This is a genomic window from Klebsiella sp. 4_1_44FAA (genome assembly GCF_000238715.1).
GTDB lineage: Bacteria > Pseudomonadota > Gammaproteobacteria > Enterobacterales > Enterobacteriaceae > Klebsiella > Klebsiella pneumoniae.
This window is the reverse complement of record NZ_JH414801.1, coordinates 443,408-458,014: the sequence shown is the minus strand read 5'-3', so window position 1 is coordinate 458,014 and position 14,607 is coordinate 443,408. Positions and strand designations below refer to the sequence as shown.

The following is a 14,607-nucleotide window of genomic DNA, read 5'->3' as shown; positions in this document are numbered from 1 at the left end:
CCGAAATCCCCCATTGAAAAGGGAATTTGTTTGAATTTTACAAATTCTTGCGCAAATAAGGTGTTATGGGCACGAAACAAGGCTTAAAGCGTACCGGAATAGAGCGCTTTCAGCGTATCTCTAAGCCAGACAAGCTTCGGGTTGTAGCTGTTGCGCTTATGCCATAGCAGGGTGAAGGGAACGCGCAGCTTTTCCAGATGCTGCGCCTCCAGGGGGAGCGGCCGGGAGACGAGCGGCAGCTGGTGCTGCTGATTATAGTGCTGACAGTAGCGCGGCGCGGTGGCCAGCATGGTGTGCTGCGGCTGAGCGGCCATAAAAAGTGATTGCTCAAACCCCGGCACGGTCAGCGCCACGTTACGCTTATACCCCAGCTCCTGCAGCACGTCGTCCAGGGCCCAGGTATCGCGTTGTTCCCAGCAGATAGTGATATGCGGATAGCGTAAGAATGCCGCCAGATCCCACTCTTCCCTGAGCGCCGGATGATCGGCGCGCAGCCAGACCTGCGGCAGGTCGGTGAACAGCACATCAAAATCGATATACCACGGCAGCAGGCTCAGCAGCTCACGCGACTGCGGATGGCTTTCGCGTCCGCAGAAGCCGATATCCACCTCACCGCGGATGATGGCGTCCAGGGAGTCGTAGTCCCAGTTGCGCAAACGAATCAATGCCTGCGGATAGCGCTGATAGATGCGCTGAGAGAGGGTGTTAAACAGGATCATCAGCAGCGGCGCTTCCGCCGCCAGTTCGAATTTGAGGCCGCTGGGCATGGTATGGTGCGGTTTATCGAGGATTTGGTTGCCCATCTGCATCCAGTCCGCCAGATCCTGCTCCATGCTGCTGACCAGCGGCGTGGGCGCCAGGCCCAGCGGGGTTTTCACAAACAGCGGATCGTCAAACCAGGCGCGCAGTTTGGCCAGCGACTTGCTCACCGCTGACGGCGAAACGTTCATCCGCTTCGCCGTACGGGTAACGCTGAGCTCCTGGGTCAGGAGCTGCAGGCAGAGGAGTAAATTAAGATCAAGACTCGACAGCGGCTTCTTCATCGTATTGCGCAACCCGCGGCGGGGTGACGACCAGTAACAAAACAAGGCTCACTATGCTACAGGCAATGAGTATCCCGATCAGCATATTCATTGCGCTGAGTCCGATGATGGCGGCGAGCCAAATCCACAGCGATGAACCGCACACCTGCGCGATGCCGAGGACCGAGCTGGCGACGCCCGCGCGCAGCGTGAACGGCCCCAGCGCCTGGCTCATCGCGACGCCGAACCCAACGGAGAAGCCGGCGCAAATCATGCCCAGCCCGATCAGGGTGACGGCCTGGCGAGTGGCGAGGCTCAGCGTCACGCCTGCAGCCAGAAACAGCACCTGTGAGGTCAGCATTAAGGTGCGGGGATTAAACAGCGACAGGGCGAACGGCGTTGAGAAGGAGACCGCCATGCTGATCATCGCCATCAGAGCCATCGCCATTGAGTAAGTTCCCCGGTCGAACCCCATCTCTTCCATCATTAGTACCGGCGAGACGTTAACGTAGGTCAGGATCACCGTCACGCTGAGGGTGGTAATGAGTAAGCGGCTGAGGAAAAAGCGGTTCAACAGCGATTCGCCAGCGTCATGCTGCGGTGACGCTGCCTGCGGAGGCGCCGTCGGCCGCGTTTCACGCAGGATAAAGACCGACAGCACAGCGACCATGACGCCCATGCCGGTCATCGTGTAGAACAGGCTCTGCCACGGATATTTCAGCATAATCAGGTGGCCAAGCACCGGCGCCAGGACGGGGATAATGCAGGTGATGCCGTTGAGCAACGACAGCACCTTGGCGCGGCGACGGTCGTCCAGCGTATCGCGCAGGATAGCGAAAGCCACCACGTAGCAGCTGCCGGCGCCGATCCCCTGGATAAAGCGTCCGATGAGGAAGTGGCTGCTGGTATGCGCCTGGGCGCAGAGCAGGGAGGCGATAACAAAGATCGCTGCACCTACAATAGCGACAGGCTTACGCCCCGAGCGGTCGGCGATGCGGCCAGCAAACAGCATCGCGGAGGCCATACCGGCCAGATAGACCGAGAAGGCGATATGTAATTGCGCCTCGCTGGCCCCCAGGTCCTGAGCAATACGCGGCAGGCCGACCAGATACATATCGATGCCGGAGGGGTAGAGCAGAACCAGGGCAAAGCTGCAGAGAAGAAAGCGTGTCATGGGATCCTCGCGATGTGAATGGCGTTCAGCATAGTGAGGAACGCGCCGTAAGACGAGTTGCCATTTGGACAACGCTCTTTTCCTGGCAGGAAATGCGAGCTAACGACTGCGGGTTCGCCAGACGCGGGCCATCCCCTCGCTCTCCGGGCGAACGCTTTCGAAGCCGAACTTCGCGTACAGTTCCGGCACATCCGCCACCAGCGTAACGTAGGCGCCATCAAAGGCGTTAGCGTCCAGCCAGGCGACCAGCTTCTCCATCACCAGCCGGCCAAGGCCTTTTCCCTGGTGAGCCGGATCGACGGCGACGTCGACAATATCGAAATTAATCGCGCCGTCGCCGACGATGCGTCCCATCGCGATCGGCGTCTCCTGCCAGAGGATATGTACGCCATAACAGCTATGCGGCAGTCCGGCTCTGGCGCCTTCCAGGGGGCGCGGCGACATGCCGGCGGCTACCCGCAGGTGGCAAAACGCTTCGGCGGAGGGCACCTTCTCGATCACGGTATATTCAACGGTCATGTTTTAGTCTCGCGGCAGAGGGGGAGATAAAAGTAGAGAACGTTGCGTTGCAAAGGGCAAGAAAAAACCCGCATTAACGCGGCGTTAATACGGGTTAGTGAACGTTTACGGACTGACGGTTACTTACCGATACAGAAGCTGGAGAAGATGCGGCCCAGCAGATCGTCGGAAGTGAACTCCCCGGTGATCTCGCTCAGCGCCTGCTGCGCGAGGCGCAGCTCTTCCGCCAGCAGCTCGCCGGCCCAGGCGCCCAGCAGCTGGGCTTTGCCTTGCTGCAGATGGTTCGCCGCCTCTTCCAGGGCCTGCAGGTGACGGCGGCGGGCGAGGAAGCCGCCTTCCATATTGGTATCGAAGCCCATGCTCTGCTTGAGGTGGTTACGTAGCACCTCCACGCCGTCGCCGGTACGTGCCGACAGGCGAATAAGTGAGTGGCCATTTACTTCGCTGATACCGAGCGCTTCGCCGGTGACATCGGCTTTATTGCGCACCACGGTAATCGGCAATTTAGCGGGCAGGCGCTCGATAAAGTCTGGCCAGATCTCCGCCGGGTCAACGGCGCTGGTGGTGGTGCCATCGACCATAAACAGCACCCGATCGGCCTGGGCAATCTCCTGCCAGGCGCGCTCGATGCCGATACGTTCCACTTCGTCATTAGCATCGCGCAGGCCTGCGGTATCGATGATATGCAGCGGCATGCCGTCGATATGGATATGCTCGCGTAGCACGTCGCGGGTGGTACCGGCGATATCGGTGACGATCGCCGCTTCGCGGCCCGCCAGGGCGTTCAGCAGGCTTGATTTACCGGCATTTGGCCGCCCGGCGATCACCACTTTCATCCCTTCGCGCAGCAGGCTGCCCTGACGAGCTTCCGCGCGGACGGCGTCGAGATCGGCCATCACCTCGTTCAGCTGGGCTTCAATTTTGCCATCGGAGAGGAAATCAATTTCTTCATCCGGGAAGTCAATGGCCGCTTCCACGTAGATGCGCAGGTGAGTGAGCGCTTCCACAAGATGATTCACCCGCGCGGAGAACGCCCCCTGCAGCGAATTCAGCGCCGAGCGCGCCGCCTGCTCTGAACTGGCGTCGATAAGGTCGGCGATGGCCTCTGCCTGCGCCAGATCGAGCTTGTCGTTGAGGAACGCGCGCTCGGAAAACTCACCCGGCCTGGCGATGCGCAGGCCCGGCAGGGTCAGAATACGTTTAAGCAGCAGGTCGAGAATGACCGGGCCGCCGTGGCCCTGCAGCTCAAGCACATCTTCCCCGGTAAAGGAGTTCGGCCCGGGGAACCACAGCGCAATCCCCTGATCCAGCGGGGTACCGTCAACGTCGTTGAACGGCAGGTAGTCGGCATAGCGCGGCTTCGGCAGCTTGCCCAGCACCGCCTGCGCGACGTCGCGCGCCTTAAGGCCGGAGATACGCAGGATGCCCACACCCCCGCGTCCCGGAGGGGTTGCCTGGGCGACGATAGTGTCGTTATGGCTCATGGTGACTCTCTATGTAGATGTAAAAAAGGCGGTCCATTGACCGCCTTCTCTGGCATTAACGCTACCGTAGATACTCGAAATAATTCAAGTTGCAGAAAGGCGGCAAGTTAGTGAGGCCCCGGGAGCTTACTGTAGTAAGTGACTGGGGCGAACTAATGAAGCCAACGCATCTGCGGCTTGAAGAATGAAGAGTATCAGGATTTCTTCTTCTCGCGGCTATGCAGGCCACGTTTCTCCAGACCACGGTAAATCAGCTGCTGCTGAATAATGGTGACCAGGTTGCTGACGATGTAGTACACCACCAGGCCAGACGGGAACCACAGGAAGAACACCGTGAAGATGACCGGCATAAAGGTCATGATCTTCTGCTGCATCGGGTCGGTCACGGTGGTCGGCGACATCTTCTGGATGAAGAACATGGTCGCGCCCATGATGATCGGCAGGATGTAGTACGGGTCCTGAGCAGACAGGTCGTGGATCCACAGGATAAACGGCGCATGACGCAGTTCAACCGAGGCGCTCAGCATGTAATACAGCGCAAGGAAGATCGGCATCTGAATAATCAGCGGGAAGCAGCCGCCCAGCGGGTTTACTTTTTCCGCTTTATACAGCGCCATCATCTCCTGGCTTTGACGTTGTTTATCGTCGCCCAGACGCTCACGCATGGCCTGAATCTTCGGCTGCAGCATGCGCATCTTCGCCATGGAGGTGTACTGCGCTTTGGTCAGCGGGTACATGATGCCACGAACGATAAAGGTGATAACGATGATCGAGAAGCCCCAGTTGCCGAGGAAGCTGTGGATGAATTTCAGCAGCTTGAACAGCGGTTGGGAGATGAACCACAGCCAGCCGTAGTCGACGGTCAGATCCAGGTGCGGCGCAACGGCAGCCATTTTGTCCTGAATAGCCGGGCCGACCCACAGCGTGCTCTGCAGTTTGTCGGTCTGGCCTGGCTGCACCAGTACCGGCTGCGATTTGTAGCCAATAGCGACAACGCCGTTGCCGAGGTTGGCGGTGTAGAAGTTATTCGTCCCGTTATTCCGCGGCACCCATGCGGTGGTGAAGTACTGCTGCAGCATGGCAACCCAACCGTTTTTGGTGCTGACGTTCAGGTTTTCGTTATCCAGAATGGTATCGAATTTATATTTCTCGTATTTCGAATCCGCAGTGGAGAACGCGGCGCCACGGAAAGTATGCATCGTGGACAGGCCTCCGGTCTGCGTATCGCGACTGGTCGGCAGCGCAGCGGTCTGCTTCAGCTGACCGAAGGTCGAGACTTCCAGAGGCTTCTCGCTGGCATTCTGCACGCTGTAACCCACGTTCACCGCATAGCCACCGCGCTTCAGGGTGAAGGTTTTGGTGAAGACGTTGCCGGCTTTGTCAGTGTAGGTCAGCGGGATAACGAGCTCATCCTGGCCATCGGCCAACACAAACGCCTCTTTATCGACGTTGTACAGCGGACGCGGGCCGTTTGCCGGGTTATCCGGACCGTCACGGCCGGTTAAGCCGCTCTGCGCCTGGTAGACAAACTGCGGCGTGGTTTCCAGTAACTGGAACGGTTCGGTCGATTTCAGCGTTTTTGGATACGCCAGAAGCAGCGCCTGCTCAATATCGCCACCGTTGGTGTTGATAGTCAGCTCAAGCACGTCGGTTTTAACCGTAATCAGTTTCCCCTGGCCACTGGCCGGTACGCCCTGGTCGGCGGCGCTACCCGCTGCTGTGGTCGTAGTCTGCGTGGTCTGCTGCTGGGGCTGCGGATTTTTGTCCTGCTCCCAGGCTTGCCAGATCATGAAAGACACGAACAACAAAGCGATGATAAGAAGATTGCGTTGCGAATCCATCGTTAGTGTTCTCTGGTATCAAATGGTCCAGGCGGGACGGGATCGTCACCACCAGGGTGTAAAGGGTGGCATTTTAATACGCGTTTCATCGTCAACCAACTGCCTTTTATCACTCCAAACCTGCGTAAGGCCTCAATTCCGTATTGAGAACAGGTTGGGGTGAAACGACAATGCGGCCCGAGTAGCGGACTAATCAGGCGCTGATAAACTCGAATCAGGCCGATCAGGACCCGCGAGCCAGGCGACAATGGCGGCGCCATAATTTTTCCAACGCTTCCGAGAGAGCACGGTTATCGAGGTCGGCAACCCCTCTTTTCGCCACCACCACGAAATCCATTGGCGGGAGTTCATGTTGACGCAAACGAAAACTTTCACGCGTCAGACGTTTAATCCGATTGCGTTCATGTGCGCGTTTCACGTTTTTCTTGGCGACGGTGAGACCGATGCGGGGATGCCCCAGCGAATTCAGGCGGCCGAGGATGGTGATTTGCGGCGTGCCAGCCCGTTGTGGCTGCTGGAAGACGAAAGTGAAATGACTGGGAGTTAACAAGCGTAACTCCCTGGGAAATGCGAGCTTAACCACGCAGGGTTAGCTTTATTACTTGGAAACGGTCAGACGAGCGCGGCCTTTAGCACGACGACGTGCCAGAACCTGACGACCATTTTTAGTAGCCATACGAGCACGGAAGCCGTGAGAACGGTTGCGCTTCAGTACAGACGGTTGAAAAGTGCGTTTCATGGCGATTTCTACCTAAACTTGAATAAATTCACTGACTTTTGCGTAGACCCGAACGAACTTCGAACGACTTACGCCTCAGCGTGGGTGATTAAAGAGGCCGGATTGTAATAATTGTACACTCCGGAGTCAATTCTCTTTCCTTATTTCTCGCACCTCATCGCACAAAAAATAAGCTGAGACGCGTGACGAAAACGGGCATTACGCGCCGGGTGGGGGATTATACGGCCTGGCCAGTAAAGCGCAAGGATCCACAAGGATCTTTATTAGATCGTTTCCGCCCAAAAGCGGCATAGCTCATTAATTTTTCCAATATGCGGCGGAAATCGTGCTTCACTCCCCGCAGGATCGATTACACTTACCCGGTTTCGATCCTTCCTGTGGATAAATCGGGAAGAATCTGTTGAGAAACACAAGATCTCTTTCTCAGTTTAGGCTATGATCCCCGGTCCCGATCGCGATCCCCGGATCCGCAGCGGGTAATAACCGCAGATAGCGGTTCGCACGTCACCCCTTTTGTGCAGGGGCTTTTCGGCTAATGCAGGGTCTTGTCGACGTGTGCCAACAATCACGATTGTTTCAGTTTTTCTTTGATATCGATTTTATGTTCGAGTGGAGTCCGCCGTGTCACTTTCGCTTTGGCAGCAGTGTCTTGCCCGATTGCAGGATGAGTTACCAGCCACAGAATTCAGCATGTGGATCCGCCCATTGCAGGCGGAACTGAGCGATAACACGCTGGCACTGTATGCGCCAAACCGTTTTGTGCTCGACTGGGTAAGGGACAAATACCTCAATAATATCAATGGACTCCTCAATGATTTTTGCGGTGCGGACGCCCCGCAGCTGCGTTTTGAGGTGGGCGCTAAGCCCGCCAGCTCGCTGCAGAAAGGGGCGGTAAGCCCGGCTGCGGCGGCCATTCCGGCGGCGCAGGTGCAGACCGCGCGCGCGGCGCCGACGATCGTGCGCCCTGGCTGGGATAATGTCCCGGCGCCGGCGGAGCCGACCTACCGCTCTAACGTTAACGTGAAACACACGTTTGATAACTTCGTCGAAGGTAAATCTAACCAGCTGGCCCGCGCGGCGGCGCGTCAGGTGGCGGATAACCCGGGCGGCGCCTACAACCCCCTGTTCCTCTATGGCGGGACGGGTCTGGGTAAAACTCACCTGCTGCACGCGGTGGGCAACGGCATTGTGGCGCGTAAGCCGAACGCGAAAGTGGTCTATATGCACTCTGAGCGTTTCGTTCAGGACATGGTTAAAGCGCTGCAGAACAACGCCATCGAAGAGTTTAAGCGTTACTACCGCTCCGTTGACGCCCTGCTGATCGATGACATTCAGTTCTTTGCCAATAAAGAACGATCCCAGGAAGAGTTTTTCCACACCTTCAATGCGCTTCTGGAAGGTAATCAGCAGATCATCCTGACATCGGATCGTTATCCAAAAGAGATCAACGGCGTTGAGGATCGTCTAAAATCCCGCTTCGGCTGGGGGCTGACGGTGGCGATCGAGCCGCCGGAGCTGGAAACCCGCGTCGCGATCCTGATGAAAAAAGCCGACGAGAACGACATCCGCCTGCCGGGCGAAGTGGCGTTCTTTATTGCCAAGCGTCTGCGCTCGAACGTGCGTGAGCTGGAGGGGGCGCTGAACCGCGTTATCGCCAACGCCAACTTCACCGGCCGGGCGATCACCATCGATTTCGTGCGCGAAGCGCTGCGCGATCTGCTGGCGCTGCAGGAAAAACTGGTCACCATCGACAATATTCAAAAGACGGTGGCGGAGTACTACAAGATTAAGGTAGCGGATCTGCTGTCCAAACGCCGCTCCCGTTCGGTGGCGCGTCCTCGCCAGATGGCGATGGCGCTGGCCAAAGAGCTGACCAACCACAGCCTGCCGGAAATCGGCGATGCGTTTGGCGGTCGCGACCATACCACCGTGCTGCACGCCTGCCGCAAGATTGAGCAGCTGCGTGAAGAAAGCCACGACATTAAAGAAGATTTTTCCAATTTAATCAGAACATTATCCTCGTGACGCTATGAAATTTACCGTAGAACGTGAACATTTATTAAAACCGCTGCAACAGGTGAGCGGTCCGTTAGGTGGTCGTCCGACGCTGCCCATTCTCGGTAACCTGCTGCTTCAGGTCGCGGACGGCGCGCTGTCGCTGACCGGTACCGATCTTGAAATGGAGATGGTGGCGCGCGTGGCGCTGGTTCAGCCGCACGAAGCGGGCGCAACGACCGTTCCGGCACGCAAATTCTTTGATATCTGCCGCGGCCTGCCGGAAGGCGCAGAGATCGCGGTTCAGTTGGAAGGCGATCGCATGCTGGTGCGTTCCGGCCGCAGCCGCTTCTCGCTGTCGACCCTGCCCGCCGCCGATTTCCCGAATCTGGATGACTGGCAGAGTGAAGTGGAGTTTACCCTGCCGCAGGCGACCATGAAGCGTCTGATCGAAGCCACCCAGTTCTCGATGGCGCACCAGGATGTTCGTTACTACTTAAACGGCATGCTGTTTGAAACCGAAGGCAGCGAACTGCGCACGGTGGCCACCGATGGTCACCGCCTGGCGGTCTGTTCGATGCCGCTGGAAGCGTCGCTGCCGAACCATTCGGTGATCGTGCCGCGTAAAGGGGTGATTGAGCTGATGCGGATGCTCGACGGCGGCGATACCCCGCTGCGCGTGCAGATTGGCAGCAACAATATCCGTGCCCACGTTGGCGATTTTATCTTCACCTCTAAGCTGGTTGATGGCCGTTTCCCGGATTATCGCCGCGTATTGCCGAAAAATCCGGATAAACACCTCGAAGCGGGCTGCGATATTCTGAAGCAGGCTTTTGCGCGCGCGGCGATTCTCTCCAACGAAAAATTCCGCGGCGTGCGGCTGTACGTTAGCGAAAACCAGCTGAAAATCACCGCCAATAACCCGGAACAGGAAGAAGCGGAAGAGATTCTGGATGTGACCTACGCCGGAACGGAGATGGAGATTGGCTTCAACGTTAGCTATGTGCTGGATGTGCTGAATGCGCTGAAGTGCGAGAATGTACGCATTCTGCTGACGGATTCGGTGTCGAGCGTGCAGATTGAGGATGCGGCCTCTCAATCCGCAGCCTATGTCGTCATGCCTATGAGATTGTAGTGGAAAATATCGGGCTATCTTACTTGCCATTTTCAACCTGGGCTGTGCTCGCCCCTGTCACGTACTTTGTGTACGCTCCAGGGTCTGCGCGCAGTCCGCGTTGAAACTGGCTGCGCCGATAACGCCCTGGCCCAAAGAACGCTGATATGTCACTGACGCGCTTGCTCATCAAAGACTTCCGCAATATTGAAAGCGCGGATCTCGCTTTATCTCCCGGCTTTAACTTCCTGGTTGGCGCGAACGGCAGCGGCAAAACCAGCGTGCTGGAAGCTATCTACACGCTTGGCCACGGCCGGGCATTTCGCAGTTTGCAAATTGGCCGAGTGATCCGCCACGAGCAGGATGCGTTTGTTCTGCATGGGCGTTTACAGGGCGAAGAGCGGGAAACCGCCATCGGCCTGACCAAAGACAAACAGGGCGACAGCAAGGTGCGTATCGACGGCACCGACGGCCACAAAGTGGCGGAGCTGGCGCACCTGATGCCGATGCAGCTGATTACGCCGGAGGGGTTTACTTTACTCAACGGCGGCCCCAAATACAGAAGAGCATTCCTTGACTGGGGATGCTTTCATAACGAAGCCGGATTCTTCACCGCCTGGAGCAATCTGAAGCGCCTGGTCAAGCAGCGCAACGCCGCGCTGCGTCAGGTCAGCCGCTATGCCCAGCTGCGGCCTTGGGATCTGGAATTAATCCCGCTGGCGGAGCAGATCAGCCGCTGGCGTGCCGAATACAGCGCCGCTATCGTCGAAGACATGGCGGATACCTGTCAGCAATTTTTACCGGAATTCACGCTTACCTTCTCTTTCCAGCGCGGCTGGGAAAAAGAGACCGACTACGCGGAGGTGCTGGAGCGGAATTTCGAGCGCGACAGAATGTTAACCTACACCGCCCACGGCCCGCATAAAGCGGATTTTCGCATTCGCGCCGACGGTGCGCCGGTGGAAGATACCTTGTCGCGCGGGCAGCTTAAGCTGCTGATGTGCGCCCTGCGTCTGGCGCAAGGAGAGTTCCTCACCCGCGTCAGCGGGCGGCGCTGCCTGTACCTGATAGATGATTTTGCCTCGGAACTTGATGATGCTCGCCGCGGTCTGTTATCCAGCCGCCTGAAAGCGACGCAGTCGCAGGTTTTCGTCAGCGCGATCAGCGCTGAACACGTTATGGACATGTCGGACAAAAATTCGAAGATGTTCCGCGTGGAAAAAGGTAAAATAACGGATTAACCCAAGATTAAATGAGCGAGAAACGTTGATGTCGAATTCTTATGACTCCTCCAGTATCAAAGTCCTGAAAGGGCTGGATGCGGTGCGTAAGCGCCCGGGTATGTATATCGGCGACACGGATGACGGCACCGGTCTGCACCACATGGTATTCGAGGTTGTGGATAACGCTATCGACGAAGCGCTCGCGGGTTACTGCAAAGATATCGTTGTCACCATCCACAGCGATAACTCCGTCTCCGTCCAGGATGACGGCCGCGGCATCCCGACCGGCATTCACCCGGAAGAGGGCGTCTCCGCAGCGGAAGTTATCATGACCGTCCTGCACGCTGGCGGTAAATTCGATGATAACTCCTATAAAGTTTCCGGCGGTCTGCACGGCGTAGGCGTCTCGGTGGTTAACGCCCTGTCGCAGAAGCTGGAGCTGGTTATCCAGCGCGATAACAAAGTTCACAAGCAGATGTACGAACACGGTGTGCCGCAGGCACCGCTGGCCGTGACTGGCGAAACCGACAAAACCGGCACCATGGTGCGTTTCTGGCCAAGCCTGGAAACCTTCACCAATGTCACCGAATTTGAATATGACATCCTGGCGAAACGCCTGCGCGAGCTGTCGTTCCTGAACTCCGGCGTCTCTATCCGCCTGCGCGATAAGCGCGATGGCAAAGAAGACCATTTCCACTACGAAGGCGGCATCAAGGCGTTCGTTGAGTATCTCAACAAGAACAAAACGCCGATCCACCCGAATATTTTCTATTTCTCCACCGAAAAAGACGGTATCGGCGTGGAAGTGGCCCTGCAGTGGAACGACGGCTTCCAGGAAAACATCTACTGCTTTACCAACAACATTCCGCAGCGTGACGGCGGTACTCACCTCGCCGGCTTCCGCGCGGCGATGACCCGTACCCTTAACGCCTATATGGACAAAGAGGGCTACAGCAAAAAAGCGAAAGTCAGCGCCACCGGCGACGATGCGCGTGAAGGCCTGATTGCCGTGGTATCCGTGAAGGTGCCGGATCCGAAATTCTCCTCGCAGACCAAAGACAAGCTGGTCTCCTCCGAGGTGAAATCGGCGGTGGAGCAGCAGATGAACGAACTGCTGAGCGAATACCTGCTGGAAAATCCATCCGATGCGAAAATCGTGGTCGGCAAAATTATTGACGCCGCGCGCGCCCGTGAGGCCGCACGTCGCGCTCGTGAGATGACTCGTCGTAAAGGCGCGCTGGATCTGGCAGGCCTGCCGGGCAAACTGGCGGATTGCCAGGAGCGCGACCCGGCGCTGTCCGAACTGTACCTGGTGGAAGGGGACTCCGCGGGCGGCTCTGCTAAACAGGGTCGTAACCGCAAGAACCAGGCGATCCTGCCGCTGAAGGGTAAAATCCTTAACGTTGAGAAAGCCCGCTTCGATAAAATGCTCTCTTCCCAGGAAGTGGCGACGCTGATCACCGCGCTGGGCTGCGGTATCGGTCGCGATGAGTACAATCCGGATAAACTGCGCTACCACAGCATCATCATCATGACCGATGCGGACGTCGACGGCTCGCACATTCGTACCCTGCTGTTGACCTTCTTCTATCGTCAGATGCCGGAGATCGTCGAGCGCGGCCACGTCTACATTGCCCAGCCGCCGCTGTACAAAGTGAAGAAAGGCAAGCAGGAACAGTACATTAAAGACGACGAAGCGATGGATCAGTATCAGATCTCCATCGCGCTCGACGGTGCGACCCTGCACACCAACGCCAATGCGCCGGCGCTGGCGGGCGAACCGCTGGAAAAACTGGTTGCCGAGTTCAATGCCACCCAGAAAATGATTGGCCGCATGGAGCGCCGCTTCCCGAAAGCGCTGCTGAAAGAGCTTATCTATCAGCCGACCCTGACCGAGGCCGACCTGGCGGACGAGCAGAAGGTGACCCGCTGGGTGAACACCCTGGTCTCCGAGCTGAACGAGAAAGAACAGCACGGCAGCCAGTGGAAATTCGATCTCCACGAGAACAAAGAACTGCAGCATTTTGAGCCGGTTATTCGCGTACGTACCCACGGCGTGGATACCGACTATCCGCTGGATAACGAGTTCATTATGGGGCCGGAATATCGTCGTATTTGTGCCCTGGGCGAGAAACTGCGCGGCCTGATGGAAGAAGATGCTTACATCGAGCGCGGCGAACGTCGTCAGCCGGTAGCCAGCTTCGAGCAGGCCCTGGACTGGCTGGTGAAAGAGTCCCGTCGCGGTCTCTCCATCCAGCGCTATAAAGGTCTGGGCGAGATGAACCCGGATCAGCTGTGGGAAACCACCATGGATCCGGACAGCCGTCGCATGTTGCGCGTGACCGTCAAGGATGCCATCGCTGCCGATCAGCTGTTCACCACCCTGATGGGTGATGCCGTTGAGCCGCGTCGCGCGTTTATCGAAGAGAATGCCCTGAAAGCGGCGAATATCGATATTTAAGCCGCATGTTTCCCGGTAACGAGTTTTACCGGGGCAACAGGATGTATAAGCCCGGTCGCATCGCGCGATCGGGCTTTTCTTTTGCCGCTAAAAGAGGAATCCGCTGCTGCGGTTCCATCCCCCTTTCTGGCCGACACTTTTACTGTTTTTTGAGCGGAATCGCGTTAGCATGAGGGGAGACTCATCTTACCCGGGGACCCTATGGCTATTAAACTGATTGCAATCGATATGGACGGCACGCTGCTGCTGCCCGACCATACCATCTCTCCAGCGGTGAAAGCCGCCATCGCCGCGGCGCGCGAGCGCGGTGTTAACGTGGTGCTGACCACCGGTCGCCCTTACGCTGGCGTCCACAGCTATTTGAAAGAGCTGCATATGGAGCAGCCGGGTGATTACTGCATTACCTACAATGGCGCGCTGGTGCAGAAGGCTGGTGACGGAAGCACCGTCGCGCAAACCGCGCTGAGCTATGACGACTATCGCTTCCTTGAGCAGCTCTCCCGCGAGGTCGGCTCCCACTTCCATGCGCTGGATCGCAATACGCTGTATACCGCGAACCGCGATATCAGCTACTACACCGTCCACGAATCCTATGTGGCAACCATTCCGCTGGTGTTCTGCGAAGCGGAGAAAATGGATCCTGAGATCCAGCTGCTGAAAGTGATGATGATTGATGAGCCGGCAATCCTCGACCAGGCCATCGCCCGTATTCCAGCGGAAGTGAAAGAGAAGTACACCGTGCTGAAAAGTGCGCCTTACTTCCTCGAAATACTGGATAAACGCGTCAATAAAGGCACTGGCGTGAAGTCGCTGGCCGATGCGCTGGGCATCAAGCCGGAAGAGATTATGGCGATTGGCGATCAGGAAAATGATATCGCGATGATTGAATTTGCCGGCGTCGGCGTGGCAATGGATAACGCCATTCCTGCGGTCAAAGAAGCGGCGAACTTCATCACCAAATCGAACCTTGAAGATGGCGTTGCCTTCGCCATTGAAAAATACGTTTTAGCGTAAACTTCTTTCCGGCCCGGCGTT

13 protein-coding genes are annotated in these 14,607 nt (G+C 57.2%); 5 read left to right on the top strand and 8 right to left on the bottom strand.

Annotation, left to right across the window (positions count from 1 at the left end):
• Window positions 1-83: 83 nt before the first annotated feature.
• The 8 genes from yidZ to rpmH form a co-directional block, all read right to left on the bottom strand.
• Complete coding sequence (gene yidZ, locus HMPREF1024_RS10640) at window positions 84-1,043, bottom strand: HTH-type transcriptional regulator YidZ (protein ID WP_004211197.1); 960 nt, start codon at window positions 1,041-1,043, stop codon at window positions 84-86.
• Window positions 1,018-2,196: an MFS transporter gene (locus tag HMPREF1024_RS10645; protein ID WP_004151540.1), complete on the bottom strand. Its 1,179-nt coding sequence runs from the start codon at window positions 2,194-2,196 to the stop codon at window positions 1,018-1,020. The genes yidZ and HMPREF1024_RS10645 overlap by 26 nt, the downstream gene beginning before the upstream one ends.
• Window positions 2,197-2,295: 99 nt before the next feature.
• Entirely contained in the window at window positions 2,296-2,715 is a 420-nt protein-coding gene (locus HMPREF1024_RS10650; RefSeq protein WP_004151539.1) for a GNAT family N-acetyltransferase, read from the bottom strand.
• Window positions 2,716-2,834: 119 nt separating this feature from the next.
• A complete protein-coding gene (gene mnmE / locus HMPREF1024_RS10655) occupies window positions 2,835-4,199 on the bottom strand; it encodes a tRNA uridine-5-carboxymethylaminomethyl(34) synthesis GTPase MnmE (protein ID WP_004186273.1) in 1,365 nt (454 codons plus the stop codon).
• A 194-nt stretch (window positions 4,200-4,393) separates the two neighbouring features.
• A complete protein-coding gene (gene yidC / locus HMPREF1024_RS10660; protein WP_004150295.1) occupies window positions 4,394-6,040 on the bottom strand; it encodes a membrane protein insertase YidC in 1,647 nt (548 codons plus the stop codon).
• Between the two features lie 2 nt (window positions 6,041-6,042).
• On the bottom strand, window positions 6,043-6,300 hold the full coding sequence (yidD, locus tag HMPREF1024_RS0126720) for a membrane protein insertion efficiency factor YidD (protein WP_004151536.1): 258 nt from the start codon (window positions 6,298-6,300) through the stop codon (window positions 6,043-6,045).
• Complete coding sequence (gene rnpA / locus HMPREF1024_RS28930) at window positions 6,264-6,623, bottom strand: ribonuclease P protein component (RefSeq protein ID WP_004151535.1); 360 nt, start codon at window positions 6,621-6,623, stop codon at window positions 6,264-6,266. The genes yidD and rnpA overlap by 37 nt, the downstream gene beginning before the upstream one ends.
• Window positions 6,624-6,638: 15 nt before the next feature.
• Window positions 6,639-6,779: a 50S ribosomal protein L34 gene (gene rpmH, locus HMPREF1024_RS0126710; protein ID WP_000831330.1), complete on the bottom strand. Its 141-nt coding sequence runs from the start codon at window positions 6,777-6,779 to the stop codon at window positions 6,639-6,641.
• 621 nt (window positions 6,780-7,400) lie between these two features.
• Between rpmH and dnaA the strand changes: the two genes are divergently transcribed.
• The 5 genes from dnaA to yidA all read left to right on the top strand — a co-directional run bounded on the left by dnaA (window position 7,401) and on the right by yidA (window position 14,586).
• Window positions 7,401-8,804, top strand: coding sequence for a chromosomal replication initiator protein DnaA (dnaA, locus tag HMPREF1024_RS10665; protein ID WP_004151534.1), 1,404 nt, complete (start codon window positions 7,401-7,403; stop codon window positions 8,802-8,804).
• A 4-nt stretch (window positions 8,805-8,808) separates the two neighbouring features.
• Entirely contained in the window at window positions 8,809-9,909 is a 1,101-nt protein-coding gene (dnaN, locus tag HMPREF1024_RS10670; protein WP_004145090.1) for a DNA polymerase III subunit beta, read from the top strand.
• Window positions 9,910-10,055: 146 nt separating this feature from the next.
• On the top strand, window positions 10,056-11,129 hold the full coding sequence (recF, locus tag HMPREF1024_RS10675; RefSeq protein WP_004151532.1) for a DNA replication/repair protein RecF: 1,074 nt from the start codon (window positions 10,056-10,058) through the stop codon (window positions 11,127-11,129).
• A gap of 28 nt (window positions 11,130-11,157) precedes the next feature.
• On the top strand, window positions 11,158-13,572 hold the full coding sequence (gyrB, locus tag HMPREF1024_RS10680) for a DNA topoisomerase (ATP-hydrolyzing) subunit B (protein WP_004173845.1): 2,415 nt from the start codon (window positions 11,158-11,160) through the stop codon (window positions 13,570-13,572).
• Between the two features lie 201 nt (window positions 13,573-13,773).
• A complete protein-coding gene (yidA, locus tag HMPREF1024_RS10685) occupies window positions 13,774-14,586 on the top strand; it encodes a sugar-phosphatase (protein WP_004151530.1) in 813 nt (270 codons plus the stop codon).
• Window positions 14,587-14,607: the final 21 nt, after the last annotated feature.

What these genes read in the sequence shown, in the direction of transcription:
- yidZ (WP_004211197.1), bottom strand. Translation starts at nt 1,043, where the DNA reads ATGAAGAAGCCGCTGTCGAGTCTTGATCTTAATTTACTCCTCTGCCTG.
- yidC (WP_004150295.1), bottom strand. Translation starts at nt 6,040, where the DNA reads ATGGATTCGCAACGCAATCTTCTTATCATCGCTTTGTTGTTCGTGTCT.
- dnaN (WP_004145090.1), top strand. Translation starts at nt 8,809, where the DNA reads ATGAAATTTACCGTAGAACGTGAACATTTATTAAAACCGCTGCAACAG.
- gyrB (WP_004173845.1), top strand. Translation starts at nt 11,158, where the DNA reads ATGTCGAATTCTTATGACTCCTCCAGTATCAAAGTCCTGAAAGGGCTG.
- mnmE (WP_004186273.1), bottom strand. Translation starts at nt 4,199, where the DNA reads ATGAGCCATAACGACACTATCGTCGCCCAGGCAACCCCTCCGGGACGC.
- yidA (WP_004151530.1), top strand. Translation starts at nt 13,774, where the DNA reads ATGGCTATTAAACTGATTGCAATCGATATGGACGGCACGCTGCTGCTG.
- HMPREF1024_RS10650 (WP_004151539.1), bottom strand. Translation starts at nt 2,715, where the DNA reads ATGACCGTTGAATATACCGTGATCGAGAAGGTGCCCTCCGCCGAAGCG.
- rpmH (WP_000831330.1), bottom strand. Translation starts at nt 6,779, where the DNA reads ATGAAACGCACTTTTCAACCGTCTGTACTGAAGCGCAACCGTTCTCAC.
- recF (WP_004151532.1), top strand. Translation starts at nt 10,056, where the DNA reads ATGTCACTGACGCGCTTGCTCATCAAAGACTTCCGCAATATTGAAAGC.
- HMPREF1024_RS10645 (WP_004151540.1), bottom strand. Translation starts at nt 2,196, where the DNA reads ATGACACGCTTTCTTCTCTGCAGCTTTGCCCTGGTTCTGCTCTACCCC.
- yidD (WP_004151536.1), bottom strand. Translation starts at nt 6,300, where the DNA reads ATGGCGCCGCCATTGTCGCCTGGCTCGCGGGTCCTGATCGGCCTGATT.